General features: G+C 68.6%; 17 protein-coding genes. All 17 read right to left on the bottom strand.

Translation table 11 applies throughout. The annotated features are described in order from the left end of the window. Nucleotides 1-50 precede the first annotated feature (50 nt). Nucleotides 51-701: a LysE family translocator gene (locus BLS40_RS05430; RefSeq protein WP_331710857.1), complete on the bottom strand. Its 651-nt coding sequence runs from the start codon at nt 699-701 to the stop codon at nt 51-53. Further along, entirely contained in the window at nt 698-1,093 is a 396-nt protein-coding gene (locus tag BLS40_RS05435) for an ankyrin repeat domain-containing protein (protein ID WP_092149798.1), read from the bottom strand. Before BLS40_RS05435 ends, BLS40_RS05430 begins: the two co-directional genes overlap by 4 nt. Before the next feature lie 168 nt (nt 1,094-1,261). After that, the gene (gene holA / locus BLS40_RS05440; RefSeq protein ID WP_092152196.1) at nt 1,262-2,209 is read right to left on the bottom strand and encodes a DNA polymerase III subunit delta; all 948 of its coding nucleotides are present in this window, start codon (nt 2,207-2,209) and stop codon (nt 1,262-1,264) included. A 10-nt stretch (nt 2,210-2,219) separates the two neighbouring features. After that, complete coding sequence (locus BLS40_RS05445) at nt 2,220-3,911, bottom strand: ComEC/Rec2 family competence protein (protein ID WP_092149801.1); 1,692 nt, start codon at nt 3,909-3,911, stop codon at nt 2,220-2,222. Then, the gene (locus tag BLS40_RS05450; protein WP_092149804.1) at nt 3,912-4,562 is read right to left on the bottom strand and encodes a ComEA family DNA-binding protein; all 651 of its coding nucleotides are present in this window, start codon (nt 4,560-4,562) and stop codon (nt 3,912-3,914) included. Between the two features lie 79 nt (nt 4,563-4,641). Then, nucleotides 4,642-5,448 (bottom strand): DegV family protein, encoded by an 807-nt coding sequence (locus BLS40_RS05455; protein ID WP_092149806.1) that lies wholly within the window; start codon nt 5,446-5,448, stop codon nt 4,642-4,644. Beyond that, complete coding sequence (locus BLS40_RS05460; RefSeq protein WP_092149808.1) at nt 5,448-6,116, bottom strand: histidine phosphatase family protein; 669 nt, start codon at nt 6,114-6,116, stop codon at nt 5,448-5,450. The genes BLS40_RS05455 and BLS40_RS05460 overlap by 1 nt, the downstream gene beginning before the upstream one ends. A gap of 16 nt (nt 6,117-6,132) precedes the next feature. After that, nucleotides 6,133-6,621, bottom strand: coding sequence for a ribosome silencing factor (gene rsfS, locus BLS40_RS05465; protein ID WP_092149810.1), 489 nt, complete (start codon nt 6,619-6,621; stop codon nt 6,133-6,135). A 79-nt stretch (nt 6,622-6,700) separates the two neighbouring features. After that, the gene (gene nadD, locus BLS40_RS05470; RefSeq protein ID WP_092149812.1) at nt 6,701-7,330 is read right to left on the bottom strand and encodes a nicotinate-nucleotide adenylyltransferase; all 630 of its coding nucleotides are present in this window, start codon (nt 7,328-7,330) and stop codon (nt 6,701-6,703) included. A 43-nt stretch (nt 7,331-7,373) separates the two neighbouring features. Continuing rightward, on the bottom strand, nt 7,374-8,330 hold the full coding sequence (locus BLS40_RS05475) for a hypothetical protein (protein WP_092149814.1): 957 nt from the start codon (nt 8,328-8,330) through the stop codon (nt 7,374-7,376). Nucleotides 8,331-8,449: 119 nt separating this feature from the next. Continuing rightward, nucleotides 8,450-9,742: a glutamate-5-semialdehyde dehydrogenase gene (locus tag BLS40_RS05480; protein WP_092149816.1), complete on the bottom strand. Its 1,293-nt coding sequence runs from the start codon at nt 9,740-9,742 to the stop codon at nt 8,450-8,452. A 22-nt stretch (nt 9,743-9,764) separates the two neighbouring features. Further along, nucleotides 9,765-10,889, bottom strand: a complete 1,125-nt coding sequence (gene proB, locus BLS40_RS05485) for a glutamate 5-kinase (protein ID WP_092149818.1) — start codon at nt 10,887-10,889, stop codon at nt 9,765-9,767. Nucleotides 10,890-10,900: 11 nt separating this feature from the next. Then, nucleotides 10,901-12,403 carry a GTPase ObgE gene (gene obgE / locus BLS40_RS05490; RefSeq protein WP_092149820.1) on the bottom strand — a complete coding sequence of 501 codons (1,503 nt, stop codon included), beginning with the start codon at nt 12,401-12,403 and terminating at the stop codon, nt 10,901-10,903. Nucleotides 12,404-12,811: 408 nt separating this feature from the next. Beyond that, nucleotides 12,812-13,552: a hypothetical protein gene (locus tag BLS40_RS05495; RefSeq protein WP_092149822.1), complete on the bottom strand. Its 741-nt coding sequence runs from the start codon at nt 13,550-13,552 to the stop codon at nt 12,812-12,814. Nucleotides 13,553-13,625: 73 nt separating this feature from the next. Further along, on the bottom strand, nt 13,626-13,970 hold the full coding sequence (gene rpmA, locus BLS40_RS05500; RefSeq protein ID WP_092149824.1) for a 50S ribosomal protein L27: 345 nt from the start codon (nt 13,968-13,970) through the stop codon (nt 13,626-13,628). 24 nt (nt 13,971-13,994) lie between these two features. Beyond that, a complete protein-coding gene (gene rplU, locus BLS40_RS05505; RefSeq protein WP_092149826.1) occupies nt 13,995-14,300 on the bottom strand; it encodes a 50S ribosomal protein L21 in 306 nt (101 codons plus the stop codon). 195 nt (nt 14,301-14,495) lie between these two features. Then, complete coding sequence (locus BLS40_RS05510; protein ID WP_092149828.1) at nt 14,496-17,258, bottom strand: translation initiation factor IF-2 N-terminal domain-containing protein; 2,763 nt, start codon at nt 17,256-17,258, stop codon at nt 14,496-14,498. Nucleotides 17,259-17,462 lie beyond the last annotated feature (204 nt).

The following is a 17,462-nucleotide window of genomic DNA, read 5'->3' on the forward strand; positions in this document are numbered from 1 at the left end:
CAATGCCCCGTCTCCCTCGTGGAGGCGGGGCGTTGTTGTGCCCCGGGTGCCTAACCCAGCGCGCTGAGCGCCCCGCGGACGAACACGGCCGCGCCCACGGCAACGAAGAACCCGCCGGCGCAGATATCGATGAACGGCCCCGCCGCCAGCAACCGGCGCTGCACCCGCTTCGTGGAGATCACCTGCGTGAGCACGCCGAACAGCACGGCGGTGCTGAGCCATAGCGCGAGGATCACCGCGACGGCCGTCAACGCGGACGGGCTCGCCGGCAGCAAGGGCGCGATCATCGCCGAGAGCGCGAAAACTATCTTCGGGTTCGCCAGGTTGGTGGACAACCCCCTGATAAACGAGTCCCTCGCTGACCCGAGCCGCGCCTCAGCATCATGGAGATCCGCCGGCGGATTGTGCCGGTCTTTGAGCCCCTGGGACGCGTTGGCTATGCCCATCGCCACGAGGACGACGCCGCCGACAATCTGCAACGCCGTGAGCACCCAGGGGAACGCGCGCAGCAGCGCCGCCGCGCCGAGCACGGTCAGGGTGGACCACATGAGCACCCCGACGAGGATGCCGGCGGCGACGGCACGGGCATGGGCGCGCGAGCGCGTCGCCGTCCGGGTGATAAGCACGACGTCGGGGCCTGGGGAGGCCGCGCCCACCACGTTGAGCCCGACGATGACGGCGAGGTCGCCGGGGCTGATCACATCATCTTCTTCGCCAGGTCATCGCGGCCGAACATCTGCGCAGTCGCGATCGCATCCGGCTGGCCGGCCCGCGGGTCCGCGCCCGCCTCGAGCAGGAGATCCACGATCGCGTCCTCCTTTTTGAAGATGACCCCCGCAAGCGGCGATTGACCGCGGGCATTGAGCTTGTCGGCGTCCGCCCCTCGGCGCAGCAGTCCTTCGACGAGCCCCGCGTGCCCCGCGTATGCGGCGAGCATGAGGAACGTGTTGCCGTCCTGGTTCGCCAAATCGACGTCGACGCCCGCCTCAATGTATTCCAGCAGCGCCTCGTCGCCCGTGCGGGCGAGTTCGAACAGCCTGCCCGCGAACTCCTGAATCTCCTCCGGCACCTGCCCTGTGGTCTGCTCGTCCATGCGCGACAGTTTAGCGGGCCGGCTCCCAGACCAAGTCAGCAACCGCGGTCACGTCCTCGGACACCGCCTCGCCAGCGGAGCTTCTTCACCGGGGTGACAATGGGCGCGGGTACACCCTAATTTCGGGTATTTCCGGCGTAAGTTGCGGTCACCATCAACTGTTACGCTCTAGCGGGCCAGCTCCGCGATCCTGAGCACGGCGTGCTCGATGGCGTAGTCGGGGTCCCCGCCCTGGCCTTTGACCTCCGCGTCCAGGTCGGCGATCACGATCACGGCCTCGGACACCGCCTCGCCAGACCAGCCGCGGGCGACCTGCATGGTTTTCTTGGCCACGAACGGGTGCATGCCCAGCTGCTTGGCCAGAGCATCTGGGTTTCCGCGTGTGTTATACAACTTGGCAATGTCGCCGACCTTGCGCGCCAGGGCAGCGGAGATAGCGACGGGGCTGGTGCCCAGCTGCAGCGCCCGGCGCGTCGATGCGAGCGCCCTATCCGCCCTGCCCGCCACCGCCAGATCCGCGATGTCGAAACCGGAAACCTCCGCCACCCCGGAGTAGTAGGCGCGCACCGAGGCGACGGTGATCTCCCCGTCCGTGTCGGACACCAGCTGGCTCACGGCGGACGCCAGCTCGCGCAAGTCGGACCCGACCGACTCGAGCAGCGCCGCCACGACATCCGGGGTGGGGCGCGTCCCCAACCTGCGGAACTCGTTGCTCACCCACGCGTGACGGTCGTTTCCGCGCAGCGGGTCGGCGGGGTGGACCTGGGCGGCCTTTTTGAACTTGGCCACGTACGTCTTGTTCCGGCCGCCGCCCGAGTGCTGGATAACCAGTGTCATTCCCGGCGCGGGGTCGACCGCGGCGGCCAGCAGCAGCTCCGTCGCCTCCTTGCCCGCCAACTCCGTACCGGTGAAGACCACCACGCGCTCCTCCGCAAACAGCGAGGGGCTCGTGGCCATGAGGAGCTCGCCCGCGTCCACCTCCCCCGCCTTGAACGTGCTCACCTCGGCGGCGGGCCCGGCGTCGGCGATGATCGCCTTCGTCGCGCGCTCGGCGAGAAACTCGTCCTCACCGAGGACGAGGTGAACCGGGTGATTCGAGGGGGGCGCAGCGACCATGCCCGCCATCTTAAAACGCCCCGCTCGCCGCGCGCTGCGTCCCATCCGGGTAGAGCCGAACGTCCCCATCACGGTTGGGGTAGAGAACCGGCAACCCGTCCGCGGTTTCCACCGGTCGCGCGTGAGGCCGGCCCTCTTCGAGCACAACCACGACCTGCGCGTTCGCCGGCACGGGATCGATGTCGCGCTCTCGCGTGACGACGTGCGCGTGCAGGCCGGTGACGTCCACAGGACGCACCCACGGCGCACTGGCCCCCACCACGACGCCCACCACGGCGACTGCAGAGACAGCGGCAACGGTCGCCCGGGGCCGGCCGAGCACGAACCCCGCGAGCACCCACCCGTAGCACACCACAACCGTCAGCGGGCTCGCGTGCGCGGTCGCCCCCGGCAATGCCGCGCCCACCTGGGCCACGAGGTGGATCCACGCCGTGAGCGGCTCAATGACCCAGAGCAGCGGTGTTTCCAAGCCGCCGGGTCCCAGCGCGAGGACGACGGCGACGAGCCCGAGCACGGTGACAGGGGCCGTCACCGGGGCCACGAGAAGATTGGCCGCGACGGAGACCACGGAGACCTCGCCCGCCATGGCCGCGACTAGCGGCATCGTCACCACGTCGGCGGCGATGGCGACAGACAGGGCGCGAACGACGATGTCGGGCCAGCCCATCGGGGCCAGCGCCCGGAAGAGCAACGGGCTCAACGCCACGATGCCCGCCGTGGCAGCCACTGACAGCGCGAACCCGTAGCTCACCGCCAGGTTCGAATCCACCAGCACCAGCCCGATGACGGCCAGGCTCAGCGCATGAACGGGCTCCGCGACAGACGAGGCGAGCACGGCGGTCAGCCCGACCAGCCCCGTCACGGACGCCCGCAGCACGCTCGGTTCCGGCCCGACGAGGCTGGCGAAGACCGTCAGGGCCACGACGGCGCATGCGACCCTGCCGCGGAGGCCGAGACCGACCGCGCTCGCGAGCACCGCCGCCGCGGTGGTGACGATGGCGACGTTGGCGCCGGAGACCGCGCTCAAATGCGATAGGCCAGTGTGGATGTAGGCCTGCTGCTCGGCGGGGGTCTGCAGGGAGGTGTCCCCCAGCACCATGCCGGGGATGAGCCCCTGGGAGCGCTCACCCACGGTGCGCGCCACCGACTCCGCGAAGACGTCCTTGACGTGGTTCGACCACGCCGCCACCCCTGTGGGCGGGCCGATGGCCGTGACCTCCCCGTTGATAACCACCTGCGCGGTGCCGGGCCGCGTGGACTCCGCCACCGAGCCGGCAACTCGCACCGCGGCCCCCGCCTCCACCCCGTCGGGCACGGAGCGCACGAAAACGGGGATTGAGCCCGGGTGGCCGGAGACGGAGAGCCGGAGCAGGAATCCGCCGCCGGCACCGGTGGTCGGCGTCGGTTGCCCGGAGACGGTCCCGGTCACCTCGGAACCGAACTCCCACGCTTTCGCCGTGGCCATTCGCACGGCCGTTACGGCGGACGCCGCGCACCCGAGTCCACCCACCAGCATCGCCTGCCCGGCACCCCGGCCCGGCGCGGGCCCCTCAGCTCGCGGCACGATGAGCACAGCGCACACCACGGAGACGGCCACCACCACGGCCACCGCAACGAGCGAGGCCCACGTGCCCCACACGATCCCGGCGAGCGTCGCCGCCCACACCGCCAGGGCGGCCGGAACGAGCCGCAGCTCGCTCATCTACACGCTCACCTGGTCTTTCAGGGCCTCGAACTTCGCGGGCCCGATCCCTTTGACGTCCATCAGCTGCTCGACCGCGGTAAACAGCCCGTTGGCCTCCCGGTGGGCGACAATCGCCGCGGCGGTGGCCTCCCCTATCCCGGGCAGCGTGGTCAACTCGGCCGCCGAGGCAGTGTTGAGCGAGACCAGGCCGGGTGCGCCGGGCGCACCGGGCGCATCAGGTGCACCGGGCGGCGGCGCGGCCCCGATAGCCTGGACGTGGATCTGCTGGCCGTCGACAAGCAGCTGGGCCTGGTTGAGGGCAACGAGATCCGCGTGCGGGTACGGCTGGGCGATCTCCAGCGCCTGCGCGACGCGCGCGCCCTGATCGAGCGTGACCAACCCCGGATTGGCCACCTCCCCGACCACAGACACCACGACCTGCTCGGGCGCCGGGGTAGCCTCGGCCGCTGCGTCCCACTGCGGCTCGGGTGGCTCGGGCGGGCCGGGCCGCAGCATCACCCAACCCGCCAGCAGCGCGAACACGGCCGCCACGGCGGTGGCCGCCTGAGCGGGCTCCACGCGCAGGCGGGGCGAGGGGTACTCAACGGCGAGGGCGTCTTCCTCCCCCGTGGGCCGGAGAAGCTCCTTGATGCGGTCGGCAGTGCTCATGCCGCCGACGCTAGAGCGCTCGTTGGCGTGCGGGAAGAGGGGGCGGCGGACTCTGTGGATAACGTCTGTGAAACGTCACCTACGCGGGTGCGTTCTCCACAAAACCCGACGAGAACACGGCGGACAGGCCGATGGCTCCGGGGCCGGTGTGCACCGCCACGGCGTCAACAAGAGGCGCCACGATGACCCGCGAGCCCTCGGGCAACACGGCTTTAAGCGTGTCCGCCAGCGACTGCGCCGCGTTCTCGGCGTCCGCGTGCTGGATCGCCGCGAACACCGGCTCGCCCGCCGCCCTCTCCTGCACCAGCTCGGTGAGCTTGATAAAGGCCTTGGTCTGGGTGCGCGTCTTGCCGGCCAGCTCCAGCTTTCCGCCGCGCACGTGCAAAATCGGCTTGGTGGCCAGAAGGGCGGCGGAGAGCACCGCGGTGCCCGTCGACAAGCGGCCGCTCTTGCGCAGCCCGTCGAGCTGGCTCAAGTACAGCCACGTCTCGGAGCTCGCGAGCGTTTCCTCGGCGACCGCGGCGCACGCGTCCAGGTCAGCCCCCTCGCGGGCGAGCGACGCGGCCGCCATGGCCGCCGCGCCGACGGCCATGCCCGCGGTGTCCGTGTCCAACACGCGCACGGTGTTGTCGAACACCGCCGACGCGGACACGGCCGCAGACCACGTGGACGACAAGTTCTTGGACAGGTGCAGCGCCACCACGCCGGCGTCACCGCCGCGCTCGAGCTGGCGCGCATACACCGCGGCGAGCTCTATGGCGGACAGCCCGCTGGTGGAACCGCCATCGTCCTCCATCACGTGCAGCGGCGCGACGGCGATATCGAGCTGCCGGGCGATGTCGTCCGGCAGGCCAGCGGACGAATCGACGACGATACGTACACCCATCACTCGCTAAACCCCTGGTTCCAGGCGTCCAGGTACCACTGCACGCCCTCCGGCGAGGTGGGGAAGGACTGCACACGCGCGGCACCCTCGCGGTAGACGGGCTGCGCCGTCAGCCGCGACGTGTTGGTGTTCTTCAGGCCCGTGAACAGCGGATACTGCGCCGCGGTGAACCCGAGGAGGTTGGACGTCAGCGCCGAAATCGTGCCGCCGTGCGCCACCATCAACACCGCAGAGTCGTCCCACTCCGCGTAGGACGCCATGAGCTCGTCCACCACGGGCCGGGCGCGCCGCGCCACCTCCAGCCGGCTCTCCCCCGCCGGGGGCGCCCAGCCGGCGTTGTTCCGCCAGTGCGCGCGGACGCCGCCGCTCATGGCGTCGACCTCCGCGTGGGTCTTACCCTGCCACTCACCCAGGTGCGTCTCCCTCAGGCGGGCATCCTCCGTGATGTCGAGCCCGAGCGAGGCCGCAATGATCTCCGCCGTGTGCCGGGCGCGCGCCAAATCCGAGGAGATAATTTTGGACACGCCCAGACCCTTCATCAACTGGGCTGCGGCACGCGCCTGCTCCACGCCGACGCTCGACAGCTCCGTGTCCAGCTGCCCCTGCATGCGGCGCGTGGCGTTGTAGTCGGTCTGCCCGTGGCGCAGCAGAATTAACCGTCGTCTCATCACTTTTGACCCGGGGTTAGAAGTCGTCCCCCGCGCCAGGCCCCTCGCCGGCCAGCGGAATGTCCTCGATCGACGCCGCCGAGCGCACCGCGGAGGAGTCACCGGCCCCGCCGGGCTCACCGAATGCCGCGTCGCGCTCGTACGGCGGGACGCCTTCGACCTCGTAGACGGGGCAGTCGGCGTAGAGGCGGTCGAGGCCGTAGAAGTCGCGCTCCGCGTCGCGCTGCACGTGGACGACAATGCTGCCGTAATCCAGCAGGACCCAGCGGTTCTCGCGGTGACCCTCGCGGCGCTTCGGCTCGAAACCGGCGTCAGTGAGGTCGCCCTCGATCTCCTCCACAATCGCCGCCGTCTGGCGTTCGTTGTCCGCGGAGACGATGACGAAAATGTCCGTGATCCCCATGACGTCCGAGACGTCGATCACGGCAATGTTGCGTCCGAGCTTTTCATCCGCGGCCCTCGCCGCGATCGCCGCCTGGTCAATGGAGGTCTGCAGGGCAGTCAAATGCGTGTCGTCCTTTGGGTCGATGAATGCAGCAATTACCTAGTTTCCGAACATTGTCCCACGAAACCGGCCCGATGTGCTAGCCAGCCGTGCGCTGGGGGCGGTACAGACGGTTCTTCGCTATGTACTGCACCACGCCGTCGGGCACCAGGTACCACACGGGGCGCCCCTCGCTGGCGCGCTGCCGGCAGTCCGTCGAGGAGATCGCCATCGCCGGGATCTCCACGAGGTGCACGCGCTCCTGGTGCTCGACGGGCAGCATGTCCTCCCGCAGTTCGTAGCCCGGCCGCGTCACCCCGATGAACTCGGCGAGGTCGAACATGTGGTCCCAGTCGTGCCAGGACATGATCGAGCTCAGGGCGTCGGCCCCGGTGATGAAGAACAGCTCACTGTCCGGATAGAGGGCGCTCAAGTCCTGCAAAGTGTCCACCGTGTACGTCGGCCCTTCGCGGTCGATGTCCACCCGGGAGACGCTAAACCGCGGGTTGGAGGCGGTGGCAATCACCGTCATCAAGTATCGGTCCTCGGAGTCCGACACGTGGCGGTCCGCTTTTTGCCACGGGTCCCCCGTGGGCACGAAGATGACCTCGTCGAGGGTGAACCTGTCGGCCACCTCGCTGGCGGCGACGAGGTGACCGTTGTGGATCGGGTCGAAGGTGCCGCCCATCACGCCGATTCTGCGCGGTGCGCCCGGCTGGCTAGTGGTCATACCCGATGAGTCTAGAGAGTCCGCGCCCGTCAGGCGGTGCGTTCTATCCGTAGCGAACTTGGTCCACGAACCGGCCCAGGCTGTCGGAGACCTGGTTGTCCCACTGCGAGGGAGCGAGGTAGTAGCGGCCGTGGTTGCCACCGTTGTCCGCCGAGCCCCGCAGGGTGGCGATGGACAGGTCGCACACGCCGTCCAGCGGCAGACAGTAGTTCACGCGGTTGTCGGTCGCCGCCGCCGTCTTGGAATTGAAGGGCAGACGCCCCAGGATGCCTCCGGCTCCCCCTCCGCTCACGCCGACGGTGGACCAGTCGCCGGCGGCGGTGTTGGGGTTGCCCATGTAGACCACGCCCGCGAGCTGGCCCCGGCGGGCGAGCTCCTTTTCGTGCTCGAGCAGAACCATCGCGCCCTGCGAGAAGCCCACCAGGATGTAGCCGGGGCGGCACCCCGTGGCGCCCTCGTAGTCATTGATCGCCTGCATCACGCCCGAGCGGCCGATTTGGACGGAGTCGAGGAACTCTTCCCCGGCGCGGCGCGCGGTTTGAACCGCCGGCACCGCGTACTGCACCGCCAGGCCAACGGCCTGCGCGATGGTGGCGGGGACGGCGACCGCCGGGGTGTCGTACTCCGGGTACGTCGCCGGGTAGTAGCGCGGCTCGAGGCCGATGACCTCGACGTCCTTCATCAGGGAGTTGCCGCCGTGGGTGGCGCGGTAGCGGCCCTCCGCGTGCCGGAGGAAGGCGCGGATGGTCTCGCCCTCCCAGCCGTTGGAGGTCCACGGCGCCCCGGCGGCGTAGGTGGTGCGGATGACCTGGTTGTTCTGGCCGGACCCGCGCGCGCCGACGACCGCGACGGCCGGGCAGCGGGTCTGCGCGTCGGCCTGCGTCAGCGCGGTGCCCGGCAGGCCGGCGGCGGGAGCGAGGGTTGCGGTCAAGGCAGCGACGACGGCTGCGACGAGAAGGAGAACGCGGGTGCGGGCGGAGACGGCGGAGAAACGAAACACTCTATGTACCAATTCTGTGCTGATTCCGTGCTGATTCCGTGCGGGAAATGTGCGTGCGTTTGAACGGCTTACAGCATAGAGGTGTCTGCGACATCTGTCGCGCTGACAAAACGGCCCGGTTACGGGCGCACCTGACCCGCGCCCTCCAAAATCCATTTCGTGCTGGTCAGCTCGGGCAGGGCCATGGGCCCGCGGGCGTGGAGCTTCTGCGTTGAGATGCCGATTTCGGCGCCCATGCCGTACTGCTCGCCGTCCGTGAAGGCCGTGCTGGCGTTGAGCATCACGGCCGCAGCGTCCACCTCGTCGGCGAATCGCTGCAGCGTGAACGCGTTGCGCGAGGCGATCGCCTCGGTGTGGCCCGTGGACCACCGAGCGATGTGCTCGATCGCTCCCCCGACGCCGTCGACGACCGCCAGCGCGATGTCCATAGACAGGTACTCCTCGGCCCAGTCGTGCTCTTGCGCCGGCACGATGTCGGTGGCCCCTAGCGCGCCCAGCGTATCGACGTCCCCGTGCACCGTCACCGCGGCCTCCTGCAGCGCCTCGACCACGCGCACGATGTCGGCGGCCGGGAGCGCGGCGTCGACAAGCGCGGTCTCGGTTGCGTTGCACACGGACGGGCGTCGGGTCTTGCCGTTGAGCAGCATCGCGATGGCCGCATCCAGGTCGGCCTCGGCATCGATGTAGAAGTGGCAGTTGCCGGTGCCCGTCTCAATGGCCGGCACCGTGGCGTTTTCCACCACGGCGTTGATGAGGCGGGCGGAGCCGCGGGGGATCACGACGTCGACAAGCCCGCGGGCGGTGATCAGGTCCTGGACCGACTCGTGCGTCTCACACGGCAGGAGCTGGACAATCTCGCGCGGCAACCCGTGCGCGTCTGCTACGTCCTGCAGGATGTCCACCAGCTTCGCGTTGGACACACGCGCCGACTTGGACCCGCGCAGCAGCGCCACGTTGCCCGACTTCAGCGCCAGCCCGAACGCGTCGACGGTGACGTTCGGGCGGGCCTCGTAGACCATGCCCATGACGCCGATCGGCACGCGGACCTGGCGCATGCGGATGCCGTTGTCCATCGTGCGTCCCTGCAGGACCTCACCGACCGGGTCGCTCAGCCCCGCCACCTGGCGCAGCCCCGAGGCGATCCCCTCGACGCGCGACGCGTCCAGCGCGAGGCGGTCGGCCAGCGACTCACTCATCCCGGCGGCCCTGCCGGCGGCAACATCGGCGGCGTTGGCCTCGAGGATCTCGTCGGTGCGCTGGATGAGCGCACGCGCGGCGTCGACAAGCAGCTCGTTCTTGACCGGGGTCGGCAGCGTTGCCAGCCTGGCGGCGACGGCCTTCGCGGCGCGCGCTTTGGCGAGGACCTCGTTGCGCTCTGCGGCGCGGGCGGCGGAGTCGTGGTGGTCAGTCATGCGTCCATCCTAGGCGGTCGCGCTACAGGCGCGTCGCGTAGTTGGACAGGTAATCGGCGTGCACCACCGGGCGGCGCTGGTGGGGCGCGAGATCGCCGGTGTGCCTGCCCAGCATCGTGGCCAGCTCCGCGGCGTCGTAGGCCACCTCGCCGCGGCCCACGGCCTGGCTGTCCGGCCCAAGGATCTCCACGATGTCGCCGGCGTGAAAGTCCCCCTCCACATCCGTGATGCCCACGGCGAGCAGGCTCGTGCCGCCGCGGGTGACGGCCTCGACCGCCCCCGCGTCGAGGCGCAGCACGCCCTCGGCGTCGGCGGCGTAGAGCGCCCAGAACTTCCACGCGCTGAGCTTGGAGCCCGGGCGCGTGTGGAAGACGGTGCCACAGTCGGCGCTGGAGAGTGCCCGACCGATGTCGCTTGCCGACGCCAGCAGCACCGGCACCCCTCCCCGCGCGGCGAGACGCGCCGCCGACACCTTCGCCGCCATGCCCCCGGTGCCCAGCGCCCCGCCGTCGCCGGCCGAGACGCCCTCTAGGTCCTTGCCGGAGCGGACCTGCGAAATCAGCTGCGCGCCCGCGTCGGCGGGGTTGCGGTCGTAGAGCCCGTCGACGTCCGACAGCAGGTAGAGCACATCGGCGGAGACGAGGGTGGCCACGATGGCGGAGAGGCGATCGTTGTCGCCGAAGCGCATCTCGGACGTGGCCACCGTGTCGTTCTCGTTGACAATCGGCACCGTGCCCAGCTGGCGCAGACGGTCAATGGTGCGCTGCGCGTTGCGGGCGCGCTCGCGGCGGCCGGCGTCGGACTGGGTGAGCAGCACCTGGCCGATGGTGCGCCCGTAGCGCGCGAAGGATCGCCCCCAGCTCTGCGCGAGGTGCACCTGGCCCACGGCGGCCGCCGCCTGCTTCGTCGCCAGATCCCGTGGGCGGCTGCTCAGCCCGAGGGGCGCCATCCCGGCGGCGATCGCGCCCGAGGACACCACGATGACATCGCTGCCGGCGGCCATGCGGGCCTGGAGGGCGTCGACAATCGCGTCGATTTTCGCCTGGCTCACCGAGAAATCGTCATTGACCAGCGAGCTCGTGCCGATCTTGACCACCACGCGCTTCGCGGTGGCGATACGGCTGCGCAGGTTCAGCTCCTCACTCATGGGTGACTAGCCTAACCCTGCCAGCGCTCGCGGTCGGCCTCCTGGTCCTCGCCGTAGTCGTATTCGTCGATCAGCCCGCGGCGGGCCTGGGAGGCGCGCTTACGCTCGGCAGCGGACGCGCGGTCGGTGCCGCCCAGGCGCGCGTCGTGGCCGCGGCCGGCCAGCGTCGGATCGCCGCCCAGCGAGGGCTCCCAGTCGAACGAGATCTCGCCGATGCTCACGGTGTCGCCTTCGTGCGCGCCGAGCTTGCGCAGCTGATCCTCCACGCCCGCCCGGTTCAGGCGGTCGGACAGGTAACCCACTGCCTCCTCGTTGTCGAAATCGGTCTGGCGGATCCACCGCATCGCCTTCTCCCCGGTGACAATCCACGCGCCCTCGAACTCGGGGTCCGGCTCCACCACGATGCCGCTGTGGGCGTCCACCGCCCTCGGGCGAATGACCTGGACGTTTGTGGTATCCACCTGCACCTTCGGGCGGCTCTTGCGGGCGGCGCGCACGATCTCCCACAGCGCCCACTTCAGCTCATCCAGCCCCTCGCGCGTGGCGGTGGAGATGGTGTAGATGGGCCACCCGAACTTCTCCGTGAGGTCCTCTTCCAGGAAGTCGGCGAGCTCCCGCGCGTCCGGGATGTCCATCTTGTTGAGCACGATGACGCGCGGGCGCTCGCGCAGATCGCCCAGGCCGGTGTCCATGTCCAGCTCCTCGGCGTAGGTGGACAGCTCCGCCTCGAGCGCCTCGATATCGCTGAGCGGGTCGCGCCCCGGGTCCATCGTTGCGGTGTCCACGACGTGCGCGAGCACGGCGGTGCGCTCGATGTGGCGGAGGAAGTCCAGCCCGAGGCCCTTGCCCTGGCTCGCGCCCGGAATGAGGCCGGGGACGTCGGCGATGGTGAAGGTGTCATGGCCCACGTTGACCACGCCCAGGTTCGGCTGCAGGGTGGTGAACGGGTAGTCGGCGATCTTCGGCTTGGCGGCCGAGAGAACTGAGATCAACGAGGACTTGCCCGCCGACGGGAAACCCACCAGCCCGACGTCCGCCACGGATTTCAGCTCCAGGATGAGGTCGTGCTCTTCGCCGGGCTCGCCTTTGAGCGCGAAGCCCGGTGCCTTGCGTTTCGCGGTGGCGAGCGCCGCGTTGCCGAGCCCGCCGTAGCCGCCCTCCGCGGCCACGAACCTGGTTCCCGGAACCGTGAGATCCGCCAGCACCTCCCCGTCGACCGTGCGCACGACCGTGCCCACCGGCACCTCCAAAACAAGGTCCTCGCCGCGGGCGCCGTTGCGGTGGTCGCCTTCCCCGTTGTTCCCGCGCTTAGCCTTCAAGTGCGGTCGGAACTGGAAGTCCAGCAGCGTGTGCACCTGCGGGGAGACCTCGAAGACGATGTCTCCGCCGTGGCCGCCGTTTCCTCCGTCGGGGCCTCCCAGCGGCTTGAATTTTTCTCTGTGGACGGACACGCAGCCGTGTCCGCCGTCGCCAGCCTGCAGGTGCAGAACCGCGCGGTCAACGAACTGAGCCATGGTGTCCGCCTTTCTTACTGTGTTCTTTGAGTGTTTGTTTCCACCTTACGGACTGGGCAGGGCGTTTCCAAAGGCCGGGCGTGGTGGGCGGCGGCTTCTCGGTGGCACTGTTGCTGGTCTGGTGATTTGTTGAGGTCTAGTAGCTAGACCGCAACGAAATCGGTGTGGCGTTTCCCCAGGTCGCTGCCTGCGGCCAGGCCTCAAAGCACGCTGAGGTCTAGTAGCTAGACCTCAACGCAACCAGCGCTGCGTTTCCCCAGGTCAGGGCTCGAAGCCAGGCCCTGAAACTCGCTGAGGTCTAGTAGCTAGACCTCAACACAACCAGCGCCGCGTTTCCCCAGGTCGCCGCCTGCGGCCAGGCCCTAAAGCACGCTGAGGTCTAGCTGCTAGACCTCAACACAGAAGACGCTACGCAACCGCACCGGCACCGCCCGAAATCTGCCGGTAGATGTACGCCGTGCCCAGGCTGAGCAGCGGAACATAGACGAGGAGCCCGAGCCCGAGAGTGGCAAACACGATGGCGTAGCACACGATGTTGAGCAGCACGTACGAGCCGAAAACCTTCCAGAAACTCGCCAAGACATCCTGGCGGGCCCGGCCAAGCGAAACTCCGACACCGTTTCCTTCCAGGATGTAGAACTGCACGAACGTCACGACCAGAAACACCGGGATGAACACGACAATCGCAGCGATGACGACAACGGTCTGGAGCCACGGGCCCACTGTGGCGGCAAGGAAACTGACTACCCCAAAAATTGCACAAAACGCAAGCATGATGCCAAAGAGCACGACGACTGCGAGCGTCATCCGCCCCACAGGAACGCCTCGGAACACGGTCGCCCAGGTCTGCTCCTCTCCCCTGGTTTCGCGCAGTGCGGCGTTGAAAAACAGCGCGGAGAAATAGATCGCCAGGGCGAAAAATGCGATGTAAGACAGCACCAAGACAGTGATGTCCGTGGAAGTGAGGGCGGGGACGTCCTCCTCAAAAACGAGGTAGCCCCTCGGCGCGAGAACAGCCAGCGTGAGCGCAACTGTGCAGAGCGCGAACAACAGTGTCACGCCGATCCACACATGCCAGGTGCGGGAAAAGACTCGTTTGAATGAGAAACCGATCGGGTCGACCACTTCCCACGGGGTGTTTGGCGTCATGCGGCCAGCCTATATCGCACAAAAACAAGTGCACCCCTGGTCAACCTGGACCAGGGGTGCACGAAAGTTGCCGTTACGCGGTCGCGGTGACCTCGTCGAGCGTGCCTTCCTCGACAACGCCTGCTGCCTCAGCGGCCTCGAGGACCTCGGAAGCGACGCCCTGGCCGTCGGCCGGGACAATGTTGACGATGCGGCGGTTGCGCTTGATGCCGAACTGGACTGCGCCCGCGGAAAGCGCGAACAGAGTGTCGTCGCCGCCGCGGCCGACGTTCTCGCCCGGGTGGAACTTGGTGCCGCGCTGGCGGACGAGGATCTCGCCGGCCTTGACCTGCTGGCCACCGAAGCGCTTCACACCGAGGCGCTTCGACTCAGAGTCACGACCGTTCGAGGAGCTGGATGCACCCTTCTTGTGTGCCATGTGTCTATCTCCTTTTAAGAAGTCTTACTTGATGCCGGTGATCTTGACGGTGGTCTGCGGCTGACGGTGGCCCTGACGAACCTTGTAGCCGGTCTTGTTCTTGTACTTGAGAATGTCGATTTTCTTGGCCTTGCCGTGGCTGACAATCTCAGCCTCGACGCTGACCTTAGACAGCGCATCCGGGCCGGTGGTGACATCTGCTCCGTCGACGAGAAGAACCGGGGTGAGTGCAACCTTGTCGCCTGCTTCACCCTCGAGCTTCTCGACCCGGACCAGGTCGCCCTCGGCAACCTTGTACTGCTTGCCGCCGGTCTTGACGATCGCGTACATAGAGGGTTACCCCTTATCTATAACTCGCACGGGGCCCGGCATGCTTCGGGAACCGCTTGGAACAGTGAATTTAAGTGTTCTGGGGCCTGTAACCAGGCTTGCCGTGCCTGCATGCTGAGGCTACGAGGCGCGCACGCCCCACAACACGGACTGCCAAAGCCTACTACGGCCCCGGGCACTTCTCCAAACCGCGGGCTACTGGGGCCGGCGCCTCACGGCTCGGCGCCGTCCGCGCCCGCCGACCTGCTTGTCCGGCTTCGCCTGCTTGTCGACGCCCCCACCACGCGCCCCAGTCTCCCGCGGGGCGTTCGTCGGTGTCGCCTCCGCCGCCGCGGAGGACCCAGTGGAAGAGGATGCGGAGGCCGTACTGCGCCGCACCGCACGCCTGCGCCCGCGCGTCCGGCCGGCCGCACTACCCTGCGACGGCCGCTCAGCCGTGCGCTCGGGCGCGGCTTCCTCAGTCTCGGCGGGCTCGTCCGTTCCCCAGAAGTCCTCCGGCTTGGGCCGGTAGTCCGAGCGGGAGTTTCCGCGCGTGCGCCGCTTGCGCCGCGGCGAGTTCTCGAACTCCTCAACGGCCTCGTCGAAGGTTTCGCTGGTCACTCGCTCCTCCGGCGCCGCTTTCTCTCCAGGTGCCGCTGCGCCTGTCGCTGCGTCGGCGCCGTCCTTGCCGCGTCCCCGGCTCCCGCCGCGGCGGCCGCGCCGGCGACCCTTGGGCTGCGGCGGGCGCGACTCCCCGCCCGCGCTGCCAGCGCCGGAAGCGTCGGACCCTCCGGACCCGTCGGAATCAGTGTCCCCGCCGATGACGGAGGCGGCCAGCTTGTCCAGGGCCTCTTCGTCGAGCGCGATGACGTGGTCCGCGGGGTCCTTATCCGCGTTGTCCTGCTCGGCCGCTGCGGGCTTGTCGGAATGCGTGTGCTTGCTCGGCCTCTCGCGCCCGCGAGCCGGCGCAACACCCTCGGCGGGGTCGGCGGTGTCGACGGGGTCGTCGGCGACGATGATCCCGCGGCCGCCGCAGCACTCGCACGGCGTGGAGAAGGTCTCCAGCAACCCGGTGCCGAGACGCTTGCGTGTCATCTGCACTAGCCCCAGGGAGGTCACCTCGGAGACCTGGTGGCGGGTGCGGTCGCGGCCGAGCGCCTCCTTCAGGCGGCGCAGAACCAGCTCCTGGTTCTCGGGCAGGATCATGTCGATGAAGTCGACGATGATCATGCCGCCGATGTCGCGCAGCCTCATCTGGCGCACGATTTCCTCGGCCGCCTCCAGGTTGTTGCGGGTTACCGTCTCCTCCAGCGAGCCGCCGGAGCCGGTGAACTTGCCGGTGTTGACGTCGATGACGGTCATCGCCTCGGTGCGGTCGATGACCAGCGTGCCGCCGGATGGCAGCCAGACGGTACGGGAGAGCGCCTTCTGGATCTGCTCGTCAACCCGGTAGGCCTCGAATGCGTCCTGGCCGTCGTGCGCGGCACGGTCATAGCGCACGAGGCGGTCCTCGAGGTCGGGGGCGACCGAGCTGACGTAGGCGTGGACGGTGTTCCAGGGGCGCTTTCCGTCGACAATCAGCTGCGAGAAGTCCTCGTTGAACAGGTCGCGCACGACCTTGACCAGCAGGTTGGGCTCCTCGTAGAGCGTGACGGGCTTGGCGCCCTTCGAGGACTTTTCGCGCTCCGCCTGCTCCTGCAGGGCCTCCCACTGATTGTGCAGCCGGGTGACGTCGGCGGCGATCGCCTCCTCGGACACGCCCTCGGCGGCGGTACGGATGATCGCCCCGCCCTTTCCGGGCACCACCTTGGCCAGAATCTCCTTTAAGCGCTTGCGCTCGGGCGCGGGCAGCTTGCGCGAGATGCCGGCGCTGCGGCCGCCGGGCACGTAGACCAGGTAGCGCCCGGCCAGCGAAATCTGCGTGGTCAGGCGCGCCCCCTTGTGGCCGACCGGGTCTTTGGTCACCTGCACCATAACCTGGTCGCCGGATTTCAGGGCCTGCTCGATGCGGCGCGAACGCCCGCCGAGGCCCGCTGCCTTCCAATCGACTTCGCCCGCGTAGAGCACGCCGTTGCGGTTCTGGCCGATGTCGATGAACGCCGCCTCCATGCTCGGCAGCACGTTCTGCACGCGGCCGAGGTAAATATTGCCGATCATCGACGCATTCTGGTCCGAGGTGACGAAGTGCTCCGCCAGCACCCCGTCTTCGAGCACGCCGACCTGCGTGATGGTCCCGTGGCCGCTGTGGCGGGCGCGCTCGCGCACCACCATGGTCCGCTCGACCGATTCGCGGCGGGCGAGGAACTCCGCCTGCGAGACGATCTTGGAGCGCTTGCGGTCCTCCTCCCGCTTCTCGGAGCGGCGGCGGCGCTGCGCCTCCAGGCGCGAGGAGCCGCGGATCGCCTTCGGCTCCTCAATCACCTCGACCTCGTCGGCTGGCTGAGCCTCATCGGCCGCGCCGCTGTCCACCGGCTCGCTGTCCTGCATCGCCTCGCGTGACGACGCCCGCCTGGCGCGACGCCTCTCCTCCCGCGAGGGCGCCTTGAACACGGGCACGTATGCGGGCACCTCGTCGCTCTCGGGGGCGGGGGTGATCTCGGGCTCGATGTTGGTCAGCAGCTCATCGCTGTCGGATTCAGGGGCGGGGAGCTCCCGCTCCACCTTCTCCTCGATCTGGTGGATCTCGTTTTCCACGTCCTTGCGCACGCGCTGGCGGATCTTTTCGTCCACCTCCGCCACGGCGTCCTCCGAGGTGGCGTCGTGGTTGGCCTGGGCGGGGTCGGAGAGAGCGTCGAGAAGCTTCTCCGCCTCGGCCCGCGTCAGCGAAGACTGGGCCACTTTGACCAGGCCCATTTCGGTCAGCGCGACGATGAGCTCTTTCGAGGGAACCCCGAGCGCCTTGGCGAGCTGGAACACCCTCGTCTTGTCGGTGAGTTGGCTGCGGTCGAACGCCGCCGCAGGGTGCTTGTTTGTGGCCACGGAGAATCTCCATTCATAGGCCGAGCGGGGCGACGCCACCGGGCGCTGGCGATTTCCTCGTCGCCGCCGCCGCACAGTGCCGCCTCCCGCATCGGGATGCGTGTTTTAAGCTTCACAGCGCTGTTGGGCCGCAGATATAAACTCGTCTTAACGCGGCATATACACGGCCCGCCCACGCTTCGCATCCATTGTGGCACACCAGGG

Source organism: Corynebacterium mycetoides (assembly GCF_900103625.1).
Taxonomy (GTDB): domain Bacteria; phylum Actinomycetota; class Actinomycetes; order Mycobacteriales; family Mycobacteriaceae; genus Corynebacterium; species Corynebacterium mycetoides.

Bases quoted from the DNA above. Each gene is read 5' to 3' on its own strand.
- BLS40_RS05450 (WP_092149804.1), bottom strand. From the start codon at position 4,562: ATGAGCACTGCCGACCGCATCAAGGAGCTTCTCCGGCCCACGGGGGAG.
- nadD (WP_092149812.1), bottom strand. From the start codon at position 7,330: ATGACCACTAGCCAGCCGGGCGCACCGCGCAGAATCGGCGTGATGGGC.
- rplU (WP_092149826.1), bottom strand. From the start codon at position 14,300: ATGTACGCGATCGTCAAGACCGGCGGCAAGCAGTACAAGGTTGCCGAG.
- BLS40_RS05495 (WP_092149822.1), bottom strand. From the start codon at position 13,552: ATGACGCCAAACACCCCGTGGGAAGTGGTCGACCCGATCGGTTTCTCA.
- rpmA (WP_092149824.1), bottom strand. From the start codon at position 13,970: ATGGCACACAAGAAGGGTGCATCCAGCTCCTCGAACGGTCGTGACTCT.
- BLS40_RS05480 (WP_092149816.1), bottom strand. From the start codon at position 9,742: ATGACTGACCACCACGACTCCGCCGCCCGCGCCGCAGAGCGCAACGAG.
- proB (WP_092149818.1), bottom strand. From the start codon at position 10,889: ATGAGTGAGGAGCTGAACCTGCGCAGCCGTATCGCCACCGCGAAGCGC.
- BLS40_RS05435 (WP_092149798.1), bottom strand. From the start codon at position 1,093: ATGGACGAGCAGACCACAGGGCAGGTGCCGGAGGAGATTCAGGAGTTC.
- BLS40_RS05455 (WP_092149806.1), bottom strand. From the start codon at position 5,448: ATGGGTGTACGTATCGTCGTCGATTCGTCCGCTGGCCTGCCGGACGAC.
- obgE (WP_092149820.1), bottom strand. From the start codon at position 12,403: ATGGCTCAGTTCGTTGACCGCGCGGTTCTGCACCTGCAGGCTGGCGAC.
- holA (WP_092152196.1), bottom strand. From the start codon at position 2,209: ATGGTCGCTGCGCCCCCCTCGAATCACCCGGTTCACCTCGTCCTCGGT.
- BLS40_RS05445 (WP_092149801.1), bottom strand. From the start codon at position 3,911: ATGAGCGAGCTGCGGCTCGTTCCGGCCGCCCTGGCGGTGTGGGCGGCG.
- BLS40_RS05460 (WP_092149808.1), bottom strand. From the start codon at position 6,116: ATGAGACGACGGTTAATTCTGCTGCGCCACGGGCAGACCGACTACAAC.